Source organism: Streptomyces sp. NPDC085946 (assembly GCF_044540485.1).
In the GTDB taxonomy this organism is placed as follows: domain Bacteria; phylum Actinomycetota; class Actinomycetes; order Streptomycetales; family Streptomycetaceae; genus Streptomyces.
Genome location: NZ_JBITSF010000025.1, coordinates 32,020 through 45,023 on the forward strand (window position 1 = coordinate 32,020; position 13,004 = coordinate 45,023).

The 13,004-nt window shown below is 75.0% G+C and carries 13 protein-coding genes; 7 read left to right on the plus strand and 6 right to left on the minus strand.

Going from position 1 to position 13,004, the window contains the following annotated elements:
- Positions 1 to 121: 121 nt before the first annotated feature.
- Complete coding sequence (gene tuf / locus ACIF8T_RS33645; protein ID WP_400040384.1) at positions 122 to 1,294, minus strand: elongation factor Tu; 1,173 nt, start codon at positions 1,292 to 1,294, stop codon at positions 122 to 124.
- Between the two features lie 316 nt (positions 1,295 to 1,610).
- Here tuf and ACIF8T_RS33650 point away from each other — a divergent pair, with 316 nt between their 5' ends.
- A complete protein-coding gene (locus tag ACIF8T_RS33650) occupies positions 1,611 to 2,393 on the plus strand; it encodes a TVP38/TMEM64 family protein (protein ID WP_400040385.1) in 783 nt (260 codons plus the stop codon).
- Positions 2,394 to 2,444: 51 nt separating this feature from the next.
- Here ACIF8T_RS33650 and ACIF8T_RS33655 read toward each other — a convergent pair whose 3' ends face one another.
- Positions 2,445 to 3,617, minus strand: coding sequence for a thiolase family protein (locus tag ACIF8T_RS33655; RefSeq protein ID WP_400040387.1), 1,173 nt, complete (start codon positions 3,615 to 3,617; stop codon positions 2,445 to 2,447).
- 137 nt (positions 3,618 to 3,754) lie between these two features.
- Here ACIF8T_RS33655 and ACIF8T_RS33660 point away from each other — a divergent pair, with 137 nt between their 5' ends.
- The 3 genes from ACIF8T_RS33660 to ACIF8T_RS33670 all read left to right on the plus strand — a co-directional run bounded on the left by ACIF8T_RS33660 (position 3,755) and on the right by ACIF8T_RS33670 (position 5,552).
- Complete coding sequence (locus ACIF8T_RS33660) at positions 3,755 to 4,225, plus strand: winged helix-turn-helix transcriptional regulator (RefSeq protein ID WP_400040389.1); 471 nt, start codon at positions 3,755 to 3,757, stop codon at positions 4,223 to 4,225.
- A gap of 160 nt (positions 4,226 to 4,385) precedes the next feature.
- Positions 4,386 to 5,261: an undecaprenyl-diphosphate phosphatase gene (locus tag ACIF8T_RS33665; RefSeq protein WP_400040391.1), complete on the plus strand. Its 876-nt coding sequence runs from the start codon at positions 4,386 to 4,388 to the stop codon at positions 5,259 to 5,261.
- Positions 5,262 to 5,372: 111 nt separating this feature from the next.
- Positions 5,373 to 5,552, plus strand: coding sequence for a hypothetical protein (locus ACIF8T_RS33670; protein ID WP_400040393.1), 180 nt, complete (start codon positions 5,373 to 5,375; stop codon positions 5,550 to 5,552).
- 75 nt (positions 5,553 to 5,627) lie between these two features.
- On the opposite strand, the gene ACIF8T_RS33675 is transcribed toward ACIF8T_RS33670, so the two are convergent.
- Together ACIF8T_RS33675 and ACIF8T_RS33680 are read right to left on the minus strand one after the other, a co-directional pair.
- Positions 5,628 to 6,368: an SDR family NAD(P)-dependent oxidoreductase gene (locus ACIF8T_RS33675; RefSeq protein WP_400040395.1), complete on the minus strand. Its 741-nt coding sequence runs from the start codon at positions 6,366 to 6,368 to the stop codon at positions 5,628 to 5,630.
- A gap of 43 nt (positions 6,369 to 6,411) precedes the next feature.
- Positions 6,412 to 7,527 carry an AI-2E family transporter gene (locus ACIF8T_RS33680; RefSeq protein WP_400040397.1) on the minus strand — a complete coding sequence of 372 codons (1,116 nt, stop codon included), beginning with the start codon at positions 7,525 to 7,527 and terminating at the stop codon, positions 6,412 to 6,414.
- A 237-nt stretch (positions 7,528 to 7,764) separates the two neighbouring features.
- Between ACIF8T_RS33680 and lnt the strand changes: the two genes are divergently transcribed.
- Positions 7,765 to 9,339, plus strand: a complete 1,575-nt coding sequence (lnt, locus tag ACIF8T_RS33685; protein WP_400040399.1) for an apolipoprotein N-acyltransferase — start codon at positions 7,765 to 7,767, stop codon at positions 9,337 to 9,339.
- Here the strand turns inward: lnt and ACIF8T_RS33690 are convergent.
- Together ACIF8T_RS33690 and ACIF8T_RS33695 are read right to left on the minus strand one after the other, a co-directional pair.
- The gene (locus ACIF8T_RS33690; protein WP_400040401.1) at positions 9,263 to 10,168 is read right to left on the minus strand and encodes a Gfo/Idh/MocA family protein; all 906 of its coding nucleotides are present in this window, start codon (positions 10,166 to 10,168) and stop codon (positions 9,263 to 9,265) included. The two genes, lnt and ACIF8T_RS33690, sit on opposite strands and share 77 nt — an antisense overlap.
- Positions 10,169 to 10,181: 13 nt before the next feature.
- Positions 10,182 to 11,420, minus strand: a complete 1,239-nt coding sequence (locus ACIF8T_RS33695; protein WP_400040403.1) for an FAD-dependent monooxygenase — start codon at positions 11,418 to 11,420, stop codon at positions 10,182 to 10,184.
- Positions 11,421 to 11,501: 81 nt separating this feature from the next.
- Here ACIF8T_RS33695 and ACIF8T_RS33700 point away from each other — a divergent pair, with 81 nt between their 5' ends.
- The gene (locus tag ACIF8T_RS33700) at positions 11,502 to 12,143 is read left to right on the plus strand and encodes a TetR/AcrR family transcriptional regulator (RefSeq protein WP_400040405.1); all 642 of its coding nucleotides are present in this window, start codon (positions 11,502 to 11,504) and stop codon (positions 12,141 to 12,143) included.
- A gap of 42 nt (positions 12,144 to 12,185) precedes the next feature.
- The gene (locus ACIF8T_RS33705; protein WP_400040407.1) at positions 12,186 to 12,698 is read left to right on the plus strand and encodes a DinB family protein; all 513 of its coding nucleotides are present in this window, start codon (positions 12,186 to 12,188) and stop codon (positions 12,696 to 12,698) included.
- Positions 12,699 to 13,004 lie beyond the last annotated feature (306 nt).

Consider the following 13,004-nt stretch of genomic DNA (forward strand, 5'->3'; position numbering starts at 1 on the left):
GCGGGGGCGGGGGGGCGTGGCGTCGGCGCGCTGGCGGGGGGGGGCGGGGGGGCCCGCCCGCCCCCCGCGCCGCCGCCGCCCCCCCCCCCCCCCCCCCCCCCCCCCCCCCCCCGCCCGCCGCTCAGCCGACGGACGTCACCGTCCCGGCCCCGACGGTCCGCCCGCCCTCGCGGACGGCGAAGCCGAGCCCGGGCTCCAGCGGCACGGCACGCCCCAGCTCCACGGTCATGGCCACCGTGTCACCGGGCCGCGCCACGGCCGTCCCGCCGAGGTCGACCGAGCCGACCACGTCGGCCGTCCGGAGGTAGAACTGCGGCCGGTACCCGGTGGCGACCGGTGTCGTGCGGCCGCCCTCGCGCGCCGACAGCACGTACACCCGCGCGGTGAAGCGGCGGCCGGGCACCACGCTCCCGGGCGCGGCCACCACGTGCCCGCGCCGCACCGCGTCGCGCGGCACCCCGCGCAGCAGCAGCGCCACGTTGTCCCCGGCCTGGGCCTCCTCCATCGGCTTGCCGAAGGTCTCCAGCCCGGTGACCACGGTCTCCACCCCGGCCCCGGGCACCTCGACCCGGTCGCCGACCCGGACCCGGCCGCGCTCCACGGCCCCGGTGACGACGGTGCCGCGCCCGGTGATCGTCAGCACGTTCTCCACGGGCAGCAGGAACGGCGCGTCCAGGTACCGCTCGGGCGTCGGCACGTAGGTGTCCACCGCGTCGAGCAGCGCCTCGACGGACGCCGTCCAGCGCGGGTCGCCCTCCAGCGCCCCGCGCCCGGAGACCCGCACGACGGGGACCGAGTCGCCGCCGTAGCCGTGCGCGGTGAGCAGGTCGCGGACCTCCAGCTCCACCAGGTCGGTGAGCTCCTCGTCGCCCGCGTCGGCCTTGGTGAGGGCGACCACGATGTGGTTCACGCCCACCTGGCGGGCGAGCAGCACGTGTTCGGCGGTCTGCGGCATGATCCCGTCGAGCGCGGAGACGACGAGGATCGCCCCGTCGAGCTGCGCCGCGCCGGTGACCATGTTCTTGACGTAGTCGGCGTGGCCCGGCATGTCGACGTGCGCGTAGTGCCGGGTGTCGGTCTCGTACTCGACGTGCGCGATGTTGATGGTGATGCCGCGCGCGGCCTCCTCCGGCGCCCGGTCGATGCGGTCGAACGGGACGTACCGCGTCCCGGCGCCGCGCTCGGCGAGGACCTTGGTGATGGCGGCGGTCAGGGTGGTCTTGCCGTGGTCGACGTGGCCCATCGTGCCGATGTTGAGGTGCGGTTTGGTGCGGACGTACGCCGTCTTGGACATGGCGCTCCCTCGGAGCTCGAAAGCGGTGCGGGACCCCGGGGACCGGCCGACCCTCCCCCTGCGGGGTCCGCCGGACGTTCCGGGGAGGGTCAGCTTCGGGCGCCGTCGGCAGCGGCCGGGAGAACGGGGACGGCAGCCTTCGGGGCATCCGCGACCGCGGATGCTGCGAGGAGGAAGGCGTACCGGAACATGGCGTCGAGCATCCCCGACGCGCCCCGCGGAGTCGAACGGTTTTCCCGCCCGGCGCGGGGGGCGGCGGACGCCGGTGAGACGGACCATACGGCGATCACACGCATATGTCGGTTAGTGTCACCGGATGCTCGATGCCACCACCCGCTCTGGGGGCACCGCCACGGCCTCTCCCCGGGCCACCGCCACGGAACTCGCCGTCGCCGCGGCGGCCGTCCGTCCCGCCGCCCCGGCCGGCTTCGCCGCCCGCTGCACGAGAGTGCTGCTCTCGCCCTGGTCCCGCCTGTCCCTGCTCGTCGTGCTGCTCGCCGCGGCCGCGACCACGGTGCTGCTGTTCGAGCCCCAGAGACTGCTGGTGCACGGCTGGCCGCCGCAGCTCGGCGGAGCCGCGGCCGCGCTGGTGTTCGCGGTGGCGTACGGCGTGTGCACGGTGGCGTTCGTGCCGCGCCCGCTGCTCAACCTGGCGGCGGGCGCGCTGTTCGGCTCGCAGCTCGGCCTCGGCGCCGCCCTCGCGGGCACGGTGCTCGGCGCCGGGACCGCGTTCTGCCTCGGGCGGGCGCTGGGCCAGGACGCGCTGCGCCCGCTGCTGCGGGGCCGCTGGCTGAAGGCGGCCGACGGCCAGCTCAGCCGGCACGGGTTCCGCTCGATGCTGGCGCTGCGGCTGTTCCCCGGGGTGCCGTTCTGGGCCTCGAACTACTGCGCCGCCGTCTCCCGCATGCGCCTGCTGCCGTTCCTGCTGGCGACGGCGCTCGGCTCGGTCCCCAACACCGCCGCCTACGCCGTCGCCGGCGCCCGGGCCTCGGCGCCCACGTCCCCGGCCTTCCTGATCGCCCTGGCCTGCATCGCGCTGCCCGCGCTGGCGGGCGTGGTCGTGGCCTGGCGCAAGCGCCACCACCTGCGGGCCGGCTGACACCCCGTCGGCCGGCGCCGCGCCCCCGGCCCCGTCATCCGCGCCCGCGGGTCACCGGACGGCTTCCAGGATCATCGCGTTCGCCAGCCCGCCCGCCTCGCACATCGTCTGCAGCGCGTACCGCGCGCCGCGCTCCCGCATCGCGTGGACGAGGGTCGTCGTCAGGCGGGTGCCGCTCGCGCCGAGCGGGTGGCCGAGGGCGATCGCGCCGCCGTGCACGTTCACCTTGGCGAGGTCGGCGCCGGTCTCCTGCCGCCAGGCCAGGACGACGCTGGAGAACGCCTCGTTGACCTCGAAGAGGTCGATGTCGTCCAGGGCGAGACCGGCCCTGCGGAGCACCTTCTCGGTGGCCGGGACGACGCCGGTGAGCATCAGCAGCGGGTCGGAGCCGGTCACGGCGAAGCTGTGCAGCCGGGCGAGCGGGCGCAGTCCGAGGCGCGCCGCCGTCTCGCCGGAGGCGACGAGCACCGCGGACGCGCCGTCGTTGACGGGGCTGGCGTTGCCCGCCGTGACGTTCCACTCGATCTGCGGGAAGCGTTCGGCGAAGACCGGGTCGTGGTAGGCGGGCCGGAGGCCGGCCAGGGTCTCGACGCTGCTGCCGGGCCGTACGCACTCGTCGCGCGCGACGCCGTCCAGCGGCGCCACCTCGGCGTCGAACAGCCCGGCCTCCCAGGCCGCCGCGGCCTTGTGGTGCGAGGACACCGCGAAGGCGTCCATCTGCTCGCGGGTGAGGGAGTACTTCGCGGCGATGAGCTCGGCGCTGATGCCCTGCGGGACCAGCCCGTCCGGGTAGCGCCCGGCGATGCCCGGCCCGAAGGGGTCCTTGCCCTCGGGGACGTTCGACCACATCGGCACGCGGCTCATCGACTCGACGCCGCAGGCGACGACGAGGTCGTAGGCGCCGGCGAGGACGCCCTGCGCGGCGAAGTGCACGGCCTGCTGGGAGGAGCCGCACTGCCGGTCCACGGTGGTCGCGGGCACCGACTCGGGGAAGCCGGCCGACAGCGCGGCGTAGCGGGTGGTGTTCATGGCCTGCTCGCCGACCTGGTCGACGGCGCCGCCGATGACGTCGTCGATCAGCGCCGGGTCGACGCCGGAGCGCTCGACGAGGGTGCGCAGGGTGTGGGCGAGGAGTGCGACGGGATGGACGTGCGCGAGGGCGCCGTTCGGCTTGCCCCTGCCGATGGGGGTGCGTACGGCTTCGACGATCACTGCGTCACGCATGTGCGGCCTCCTGGGCGGCGCGGGCGGACCGGTCCGGTGTCCGGCGCCGCGACCGGCGCCGTTACCGGTGAGTAGGAAATCTGGACTCACCATAACGCCGTAAGTTTGAAAAACCAACCCTCCTCTAGACTTGCCGTATGGCCGCCACCAAGGACCCCCGCCCCTGCTCGATCGCCGACACCCTGGCGCTCGTCGGCGAGAAGTACTCCCTGCTCGTGCTGCGGGAGGTGTGCCTCGGCAACGGCCGTTTCGACCAGCTCGTGCGCAACATCGGCGCCCCGCGCGACATTCTGGCCACCCGGCTGCGGCGGCTCGTGGAGGCGGGGATCCTGACCAAGCGGCCCTACAGCGAACGCCCGCAGCGCTTCGAGTACCGGCCGACCCGGGCCGGACTGGAGCTGGAGCCGGTGCTCATGACGCTCATGGCGTGGGGCGACCGCCACCTGCGCGGGGACGGCGACCGCCCGATGGTGATCGAGCACTCCTGCGGCCACGACCTCGTGCCGGTGGTCACCTGCCGGACCTGTGGCGACCCGGTGCGCCACGAGGACCTGAAGGCCCGTCCGCAGGCGCCCGGCTGGACGGTCTCGGGCCCGGCGGCCGCCTGACACGGCCGCCCGGCCGCCCGGATCGCGGCCCCCTGTGTCGGGGCTGTCACCGCGGGACGCTACGCTTCCACCTCGGCACGCATGATCCCTGATCACCGCAGACGGCGGCCCGGTGTGCCCATCGCCCGTCCCTCGATCGGCACTTGGACTCGGTACCTTCATGTCGTGGTTTGAATCCCTCATCCTCGGACTCGTCCAGGGACTGACCGAGTTCCTCCCCGTTTCCTCCAGCGCGCATCTGCGGCTGACCGCGGCCTTCTCGGGCTGGGAGGACCCGGGCGCGGCCTTCACCGCGATCACCCAGATCGGCACCGAGGCCGCCGTGCTGATCTACTTCCGCAAGGACATCGGCCGGATCATCGCGGCGTGGACGCGCTCGCTCACCGACAAGTCGATGCGCAGCGACCCCGACGCGCGGATGGGCTGGCTGGTCATCGTCGGCTCGATCCCGATCGGCGTGCTCGGCGTGACGCTGAAGGACCAGATCGAGGGGCCGTTCCGCGACCTGCGCATCACCGCGGCCATGCTGATCGGCATGGGCATCGTCCTGGGCGTCGCCGACCGGCTGGCGGCGCGCGACGAGAACGGCGGCCGGCACCGCGCGCCCAAGCAGCGCAAGACCCTGGACAACCTGGGCGTGCGGGACGGCCTGATCTACGGCATCTGCCAGGCGATGGCCCTCGTCCCGGGCGTCTCCCGTTCCGGCGCCACCATCAGCGGCGGCCTGTTCATGGGCTACCGGCGCGAGGCCGCGGCCCGTTACTCGTTCCTGCTCGCCATCCCGGCGGTGCTCGCCTCGGGCCTGTTCGAGCTCAAGGACGCGACCGAGGGCGGCCACGTGTCCTGGGGTCCGACGATCTTCGCGACGGTCATCGCCTTCGCGGTCGGGTACGCGGTCATCGCCTGGTTCATGAAGTTCATCTCGACCAAGAGCTTCATGCCGTTCGTCTGGTACCGGCTGGCCCTCGGCGTCCTCATCATCGTGCTGGTCGGCACGGGTGTGATCAGCCCGCACGCGGGCGAGCCGGCGCACTGACCCGGGAACGGACGGCCGCGGGGCCCGCGCCCGGCGGGCGTGACCGAACCCATACGGGTCGCGTAGCCGTCCGGTAGCGCGCTGTCAGCGCTTGCGCCTAGGCTTGTCCGCATGTCCCCCGATTCCCTGACCTCTGGTTCCGTGCGGTCTGCTGCCGAAGTCAACGAGCAGATCCGTGCCCTGTGGCGGCGCGCGAGCGGATCCCTGTCGGCCCAGGAGCGCGCGGAGTACGAGCTGCTGGTGGTCGAATGGGCGGCCGCGATCCGCAGTGAGGTCGTCGAGGCGGCCTGAGAGGGCCGCGGGCGCGGGACCGGGCGTGCCCGCCCGCCGGGCGCCGTCCGGCCGCGTGGCGCGGCGCCGGGTTCCTCACCGGCCGCCCGACACCCGCAGCACCGCCCCCGTCGTGTACGAGGCCTCCGGTGACATCAGCCACGCGACGGCCGCCGCGATCTCCTCGGCCTGGCCGGGCCGGCGCAGCGGGATCGTCGCCGCCGCGCGCCGGGCGCGGTCCGGGTCGCCCGTCGCGGCGTGCATCTCCGTGTCGATCATCCCGGGCGCGACCGCGTCGACGCGGACGCCGTCCGGGCCGAGCTCCTTGGCCAGGCCCAGCGACAGGGCGTCGACGGCGGCCTTGGTCGCCGCGTAGTGGACGTAGTCGCCGGGGCTGCCCAGCGTGGCGGCGGCCGACGACACGTTGACGATGACACCCCCGCGCCGGGGCGTCATGAGCTGGGCCGCGCGCCGCGAACACAGCAGCGTGCCCAGCAGGTTGACGTCCACGACGCGGCGCAGGTCCGCGGTGGCGGTGTCGGCGAGGCGGCCCAGGGGGCCGGTCACCCCGGCGTTGTTCACCAGGCCCGTCACCGGCCCCGGTTCGCGCTCCGCCGTCGCGAAGAGCCGTTCCACGTCCGCCTCGTCCGAGGTGTCGGCCCGGACCGCCACCGCGCGCGCCCCGGCCGCGCGCACCCCGTCCACGACGGCCCGCGCGGCCGTCGCGTCCCGTACGTGGCCCACCACCACGTCGTGGCCGTCCGCCGCGAGCCGCAGACAGGTCGCGGCGCCGATGCCCCGGCTGCCGCCGGTCACCACCGTCACCGGTCGTTCCACGTGAACCTCCTGACCGAGAAGCCGGACACGGCGCGCCGCGGCGCTACGAGGCGACGGCGGCGCCGGCGCCGGGATCGCCGCTCCCCGGCTCCGCCGGGGGGACGCTGAGCTGCTCGCGCACGTAGTTCCACACCACCGCGATCAGGGCGGCCACCGGGACGGCGAGCAGACTGCCCACGATGCCGGCCAGGTTGCCGCCCAGCGTCACCGCCAGCAGGACCACCGCCGCGTGCAGGCCGAGTCCGCGGCTCTGGATGATGGGCTGGAACACGTTCCCCTCCAGCTGCTGCACCCCGACGATGATGGCCAGCACGATCAGCGCGTCGGTCAGGCCGTTGGAGACCAGCGCGATCAGGACCGCGACGAAACCGGCGAACAGCGCGCCCACGATCGGCACGAACGCGGAGACGAACGTCAGCACCGCCAGCGGCAGCACCAGCGGCACCCCCAGGATCCACAGGCCCAGGCCGATCAGCACGGCGTCGAGCAGGCCGACGGCGGCCTGGGAGCGGACGAAGGAGCCCAGGGTGTCCCAGGCGCGCGCGGTCACGGCGGGGACGTCGGTGGCGAGCCGGCCGGGCAGCTGACGGGCGAGCCACGGCAGGAAGCGCGGCCCGTCCTTGAGGAAGAAGAACATCAGGAAGAGCGCCAGGACGGCGGTGATCACACCGTTCACCACGGTGCTCACTCCCGTGACGACGGCGGAGACCGCGCTGCCGAGGCCCGCCTGGGCGCGGTCGACCGCGCTGTCGAAGGCCTTGTCGATCTGGGCGTCCCCGATGTTCAGCGGCGGCCCGGCGGCCCACTCCCGCAGCCGCTGGATGCCCTCGACCACACCGTCGGTGAGATCGCCGGACTGGGAGGCCACCGGAACCGCGATCAGCGCCACGACCCCCGTGCCGACGAGCAGGAACAGGACGGTCACCAGCGACGCGGCCAGGGCGGGGCGCCACCCGCGGGCCCGCAGGAAACGCGTCGGGGGCCAGGTCAGCGTGGTGAGGAGCAGGCCGACCACGAGCGGCCAGACCACCGACCACATCCGGCCGAGCAGCCAGAGCACCACCGCGAGCATCACGAGTACCAGCAGCAACTCGACGGAGACACGCGCCGATGTGCGCAGCGCGGCGCGGGATTTCTCGGAACTCAACGTGGCAGACATGGGGTTCACCTTAGGGGCAGCCCCCGCGGCCCCCGCCGTCGCGGCCGGTGAAAGCCTCCGGAAGCAGCGGGTCCCGGCGCCGCCGGGGGGCGGGAGCGCCGGTCGGCGGCGCCTTCCCGGGCGCCGCGCGGCACGTGTGATCAACTGGGCGGACCCGTCCGCCTCGTGATCGAGCCGTTCTGTTCCGGATCACCCGCGGGGCGCACACTGGAGGCCCCACGGGGTAGAGAGGCGCCTATGAAGACGCTCGGCCACTGGCTCGTCTCCCCGTGGCGGCGCTCGGCCGCCGCGGCGGTCGCGGGTGCCCTGCCCGTCCTGTCCTTCCCCGCGCCGTCCCTGTGGTGGTGCGCGTACGTCGCCCTGGTCCCCTGGCTCCTGCTGGCGCGCACCGCGCCGACCGGCCGGCGGGCGGTGTACGACGGCTGGTGGGGCGGGTTCGGCTTCATGCTGGCGATGCACCACTGGCTGCTGCCGAACCTGCACGTGTTCACGTTCGTCATCGCCGCGCTGCTCGGCGCGCTGTGGGCGCCGTGGGGCCTGCTGGTGCGCCGCCTGCTGGCCGGGCGGCCCGGGCGGGGGCGGACCGCCGCCGCGCTCGTGGTGCTGCCGTCGGGCTGGCTGGCGGCGGAGCTGGTCCGTTCCTGGCAGGGGCTCGGCGGCCCCTGGGGCATGCTCGGGGCGGGCCAGTGGCAGGTGGAGGGGGCGCTGCGGCTGGCGTCGGTGGGCGGGGTGTGGCTGCTCAGCTTCCTGGTGGTGGCCGTGAACGTGGCCGTCGCCGTGCTCGTCGCGGTCCGGCGGGCCCGGGTCACGGCGGTGGCCGGGCTGCTCGCCGTGGCCGCCGTCGCCTCGGCGGCCTGGGTGTGGTCGCCGCGGCCCCAGACCGACGACCGTGTCCGGGTCGCCGTCGTGCAGCCCGGCGTGATCCAGGGCCGCGACAGCGGGGACCGCCGCTTCGACCGGGAGGAGCGGCTCACCCGGCGGCTGGCCGGGCAGGACGTCGACCTGGTCGTCTGGGGCGAGAGCAGCGTCGGTTTCGACCTCGGGCGCCGGCCCGACCTCGCGCGGCGGCTCGCGGCGCTCTCCCGCGCGACGGGCGCCGAGATCCTGGTCAACGTGGACGCCCGGCGCTCGGACCGGCCCGGCATCTACAAGAGCTCGGTCCTGGTCGGTCCCGGCGGGCCGACCGGCGACCGCTACGACAAGATGCGGCTCGTGCCCTTCGGCGAGTACGTCCCGGCCCGCTCCCTGCTCGGCTGGGCGACCTCGGTCGGCGAGGCGGCGGGCGAGGACCGCCGGCGCGGCACGCGGCAGGTGGTGATGGACCTCGGCGAGGGGCTGCGGATCGGCCCGATGGTGTGCTTCGAGACGGCGTTCCCCGACATGACCCGCCATCTGACCGAGGAGGGCGCCGACCTCCTGGTCGGCCAGTCGGCGACGTCGACGTTCCAGCAGAGCTGGGCGCCGGAGCAGCACGCCTCGCTCGCCGCGCTGCGCGCCGCCGAGACCGGCCGCCCGATGGTGCACGCGACGCTGACGGGCGTCTCGGCGGTCTACGGCCCGGCCGGAGAGCGCGTCGGCCCCTGGCTCGGCACCGGCGCGAGCACCTCGCGGGTGTACGAGGTGCCGCTCGCGCACGGCACCACGCCGTACGTCCGCCTCGGCGCCTGGCCGGTGTACGCGGCGCTGCTGGTCCTCGCCGCCTTCTGCGGCACGGAAGGCCTGCGGGCGCTGCGGCTCAGGCGGCCCGCTCCTGCACCGCGCGTACCACCCGCTCGCACAGTTCGTGGGTCTCCAGCGCGTCCCGGGCGCTGAGCACCCGCCCGGCCCGGACCGCGTCGAGGAACGCCAGCACGGCCTGCTCGATGCCGCGCTGCCGGGCCACCGGCACCCAGTCGCCGCGCCGCCGCACGGTCGGCTGCCCCTTGTGGTCGATGACCTCGGCGAGGTTGACCACCTGGCGCTTGGTGTCCTGCCCGGAGACCTCCAGGACCTCCTCCGCCGAGCCGCTGAGCCGGTTCATCACGCCGAGCGCGGTGAAGCCGTCCCCGGCGAGCTGGAGCACCACGTGGTGCAGCAGGCCGTCTTCGACGCGGGCGCGCACGGTGACGTCGTCGACGGGGCCGGGCACCAGGAAGCGCAGGGTGTCGACGACGTGGATGAAGTCGTCGAGGATCATCGTGCGCGGCTCCTCCGGGAGTCCGATCCGGTTCTTCTGCAGGAGGATCAGTTCGCGCGGGTGGTCGGCGCACTGCGCGTACCCGGGGGCGTAGCGCCGGTTGAAGCCGACGGCCAGGCTCGTGTTCCGCTCCTCGGCGAGCCGCACCAGGCGTTCGGAGTCGGCGAGTTCGTAGGCGAGCGGCTTGTCGACGTAGGTCGGTACGCCCGCGTCGAGGAGCCGGGTGACGATCTCGGGGTGGGCGGTCGTCGGCGCGTGCACGAAGGCCGCGTCGAGGTCCTGGGCGAGCAGGTCGTCGAGGGTGGCGTGCCGCTGCCGCTGCGGCAGGTGCAGGCCGTCGGCGACCCGGGTGAGCGTGGCGGGCGTGCGGGTCTGCAGGTGCAGTTCGACGCCGGGCCGGTGGGCGAGCACCGGGAGGTAGGCCTTCTGCGCGATGTCGCCGAGTCCGATGCAGCCGACCTTCACGGGGGCGTCTCCTCTAACGGTGGGTGTCCGCCGACGCCTGTCCGGCCTGCCGGTCCCGGTCGGCGCGGGCGTCGTGTTCGATGTGTTCGACCTGCTCCGAAGCATACGGCCGCTGCGGGGGCCGCCAGCCGGCGATCCCGTCGAAGCTCCGCAGGAACAGGGCGGGTCCGGCCTTGGACAGCACGGTCATCGCGGTGTCGCGCACGACGGTCCCCACCCGGCCGGTCATCAGGTTGACGCGGGCGACGCGCACGGCCCGGCGGGCGACGGCGGTGGTGCGGGGCAGCCGTGCCGCGCTGTAGGCGGCGAGGTCGTCACGGTGGTGGGCGAGGACGATCGCGTCCTCGACGGCCAGGTTGCCGCCCTGGCCGAGGGTGGGCGGCATGGCATGCGCGGCGTCGCCGAGGAGGGCGACCCGGCCGCGGTGGTAGGCCGGCAGCGGCTCGGCGATGTGGTGGACGTCGTGGCGCAGGACGTCGCCGGGGCGGGCGGCGGCGAGCACGGCCGGGACGGGCGCGTGCCAGTCGCCGAAGCGGCGGACCAGCTCGGCCCTCTCGTCGGCCGCCCGCTCCCCGGCGGGCACGACGGCGGCGGCGTACGCGTAGACGCGGCCGTCCTTGAGGGGGTGGGTGCCCCAGATGCCGCCCCGGCCCCAGGTCTCGTGCGGGGCGAACTCCACGCCGGGCAGCGGGATCACGATTCGCCAGGTGGTGAAGCCCGAGTAGACGGGCCCGGGGTGGTCAGGGAACAGGGTGCGGCGCGCGGCGGAGCGGAGGCCGTCGGCGGCCACCACGAGGTCGGCCTCCAGCTCGCCGTCGGGCGTGCTCACCCGGGCCGGCCGGCCGTCGGCGCCGGGGTCGGCGACGGCCGCGGGGACGCCCGTGCGGACGGTGCCCGGCGGGAGCAGCCCGGCCAGTGCCGAGACGAGGGTGGCGCGGTGCAGCAGCACCAGCGGGCCGCCGAAGCGCTCGGCCGCCGCGGTGGCGTTGCCGCGGGAGAGCCAGTGTCCGCGCGGGGTGCGCAGGCCGCCGTCGCCCTGCCAGGCGGCGAGGTCCCGGATCGGGTCGCCGAGCCCGATGACGTCCAGTGCGCGCAGGGCGTTGGGCGCCAGCGAGATCGCGGCGCCGACCGGCTCCAGGGAGGGGGCCCGTTCCAGCACGGTGACCTCGTCGCCGCGCAGGTGCAGCGCGGCCGCCGCGGTCAGCCCCCCGATCCCGCCGCCGATCACGACGGCCCGCCTCGCATGCGCCATGGCTCCTCCTAGATGCGGAACTACAGGTGTAGTACGCATTGACGTTACTACACCTGTAGTGCGAGCGATAGGTTGGGCGTCATGTCCGAACGCACCCCGCCCGCCCCCGCCACGGCCGCCGCCCCGGTCCCCGCCACGACCGCCTCACGGACCGGGCTCGTCGCCGACACCGCCCTCGCCCTCCTCGCCGAGCGCGGCATGCGCGGCCTCACCCACCGGGCGGTCGACGAGGCGGCGGGGCTCCCCCAGGGCTCCACGTCGAACCTGGCGCGGACCCGGCAGGCGCTGCTGGAACTGGCGGTGCGGCGCCTCGCCGAGCGGGAGGCACGGGTGCTGGCCCTGCACGAGCTGCCGGACCCGCGGGCCGGGCTCGGCTCCCTGGCGGACGGACTGGCCTTGGCCGCGCACCGCGCCCTGACCCGCCACCGCGACCTGACCCTCGCCCGCTACGAACTGGCCCTGGAGGCCACCCGCCGGCCCGAGCTGCGGGCCTACTTCGACGCCACGGGCGCCCGTTTCCGCGACCAGCTCGCCGCCCTGGTCACGGCGATGGGCTCCGCGGACCCGGACCGGCACGTGCTGTCGCTGGTCGCCTGGGCGGACGGGCTGATGTTCTCCTGCGTGGCCGGGTCGTTCAACGCGCGGGTGCCGGACCTCGACGAGGTCCGGGCGAGCCTGCGGGAGCTGCTGGACGGCATGCTCGGCAGGCCCGGCGGCGACTGAAAACCCCTGGTGGTGACCGGCGGGCCGGGACAGGATGCGGACATGACGACCGAGCGCCTCGAACCCGCCACCACCGCCGACGAACGCACCCTGCTGGAGGGCTGGCTGGACTACCACCGGCAGACCCTGGCCTGGAAGTGCGAGGGCCTGACCGACGCCCAGCTGCGGACCGCCTCCGTGGCGCCGTCCGAACTGTCCCTGATGGGACTGGTGCGGCACATGGCGGAGGTGGAACGGGGCTGGTTCCGCAAGACGCTCCTCGACGACGACCCGGGCCCGATCTACTACAGCGACGCGGACCCGGACGGCGAGTTCCACCTCACCGAGGAGGACACCTGGAAGGAGGCCCACGCCACCTGGCAGGCCGAGATCGACGTCGCGCGGCGCAACGCGGCCCGCTTCGCGCTGGACGACCTCTCCGCGGGCCGCAGCCGGCGCACCGGCGAGCGGTACAGCCTGCGCTGGATCTACACCCACATGATCGAGGAGTACGCCCGCCACAACGGGCACGCCGACCTGATCCGCGAGCGCCTCGACGGCGCCACCGGCGACTGACGTCAGCCCCGGCGCGCCCGCGCCCCTCGTACGGGGCACCGGATCACCCGCCCGGGGCAATGCCCGCCCGTCCGCCGTCCCCGCCGGGACCGGACCCAGCAGAGTGGCGCGGGTGCATCGAACGACGACCACAGCAGCGCTCCTCGCGACCGTGGCGGTTTCGGCCCTCTCCGGCTGCGTGACGGTCCAGCGTCCTTCCGTCCCGGGCCCGGCGACGCCGCCCTCCCCGCCGTCGGCGGCACACCCGGACGGCGGCGGGCGGACGCGGATCGTGCAGGCCCCGGCCCGCGAGGCGCTGGAGCTCAC

What these genes read in the sequence shown, in the direction of transcription:
- tuf (WP_400040384.1), bottom strand. Translation starts at nt 1,294, where the DNA reads ATGTCCAAGACGGCGTACGTCCGCACCAAACCGCACCTCAACATCGGC.
- ACIF8T_RS33650 (WP_400040385.1), top strand. Translation starts at nt 1,611, where the DNA reads ATGCTCGATGCCACCACCCGCTCTGGGGGCACCGCCACGGCCTCTCCC.
- ACIF8T_RS33655 (WP_400040387.1), bottom strand. Translation starts at nt 3,617, where the DNA reads ATGCGTGACGCAGTGATCGTCGAAGCCGTACGCACCCCCATCGGCAGG.
- ACIF8T_RS33660 (WP_400040389.1), top strand. Translation starts at nt 3,755, where the DNA reads ATGGCCGCCACCAAGGACCCCCGCCCCTGCTCGATCGCCGACACCCTG.
- ACIF8T_RS33665 (WP_400040391.1), top strand. Translation starts at nt 4,386, where the DNA reads ATGTCGTGGTTTGAATCCCTCATCCTCGGACTCGTCCAGGGACTGACC.
- ACIF8T_RS33670 (WP_400040393.1), top strand. Translation starts at nt 5,373, where the DNA reads ATGTCCCCCGATTCCCTGACCTCTGGTTCCGTGCGGTCTGCTGCCGAA.
- ACIF8T_RS33680 (WP_400040397.1), bottom strand. Translation starts at nt 7,527, where the DNA reads ATGTCTGCCACGTTGAGTTCCGAGAAATCCCGCGCCGCGCTGCGCACA.
- lnt (WP_400040399.1), top strand. Translation starts at nt 7,765, where the DNA reads ATGAAGACGCTCGGCCACTGGCTCGTCTCCCCGTGGCGGCGCTCGGCC.
- ACIF8T_RS33695 (WP_400040403.1), bottom strand. Translation starts at nt 11,420, where the DNA reads ATGGCGCATGCGAGGCGGGCCGTCGTGATCGGCGGCGGGATCGGGGGG.
- ACIF8T_RS33700 (WP_400040405.1), top strand. Translation starts at nt 11,502, where the DNA reads ATGTCCGAACGCACCCCGCCCGCCCCCGCCACGGCCGCCGCCCCGGTC.
- ACIF8T_RS33705 (WP_400040407.1), top strand. Translation starts at nt 12,186, where the DNA reads ATGACGACCGAGCGCCTCGAACCCGCCACCACCGCCGACGAACGCACC.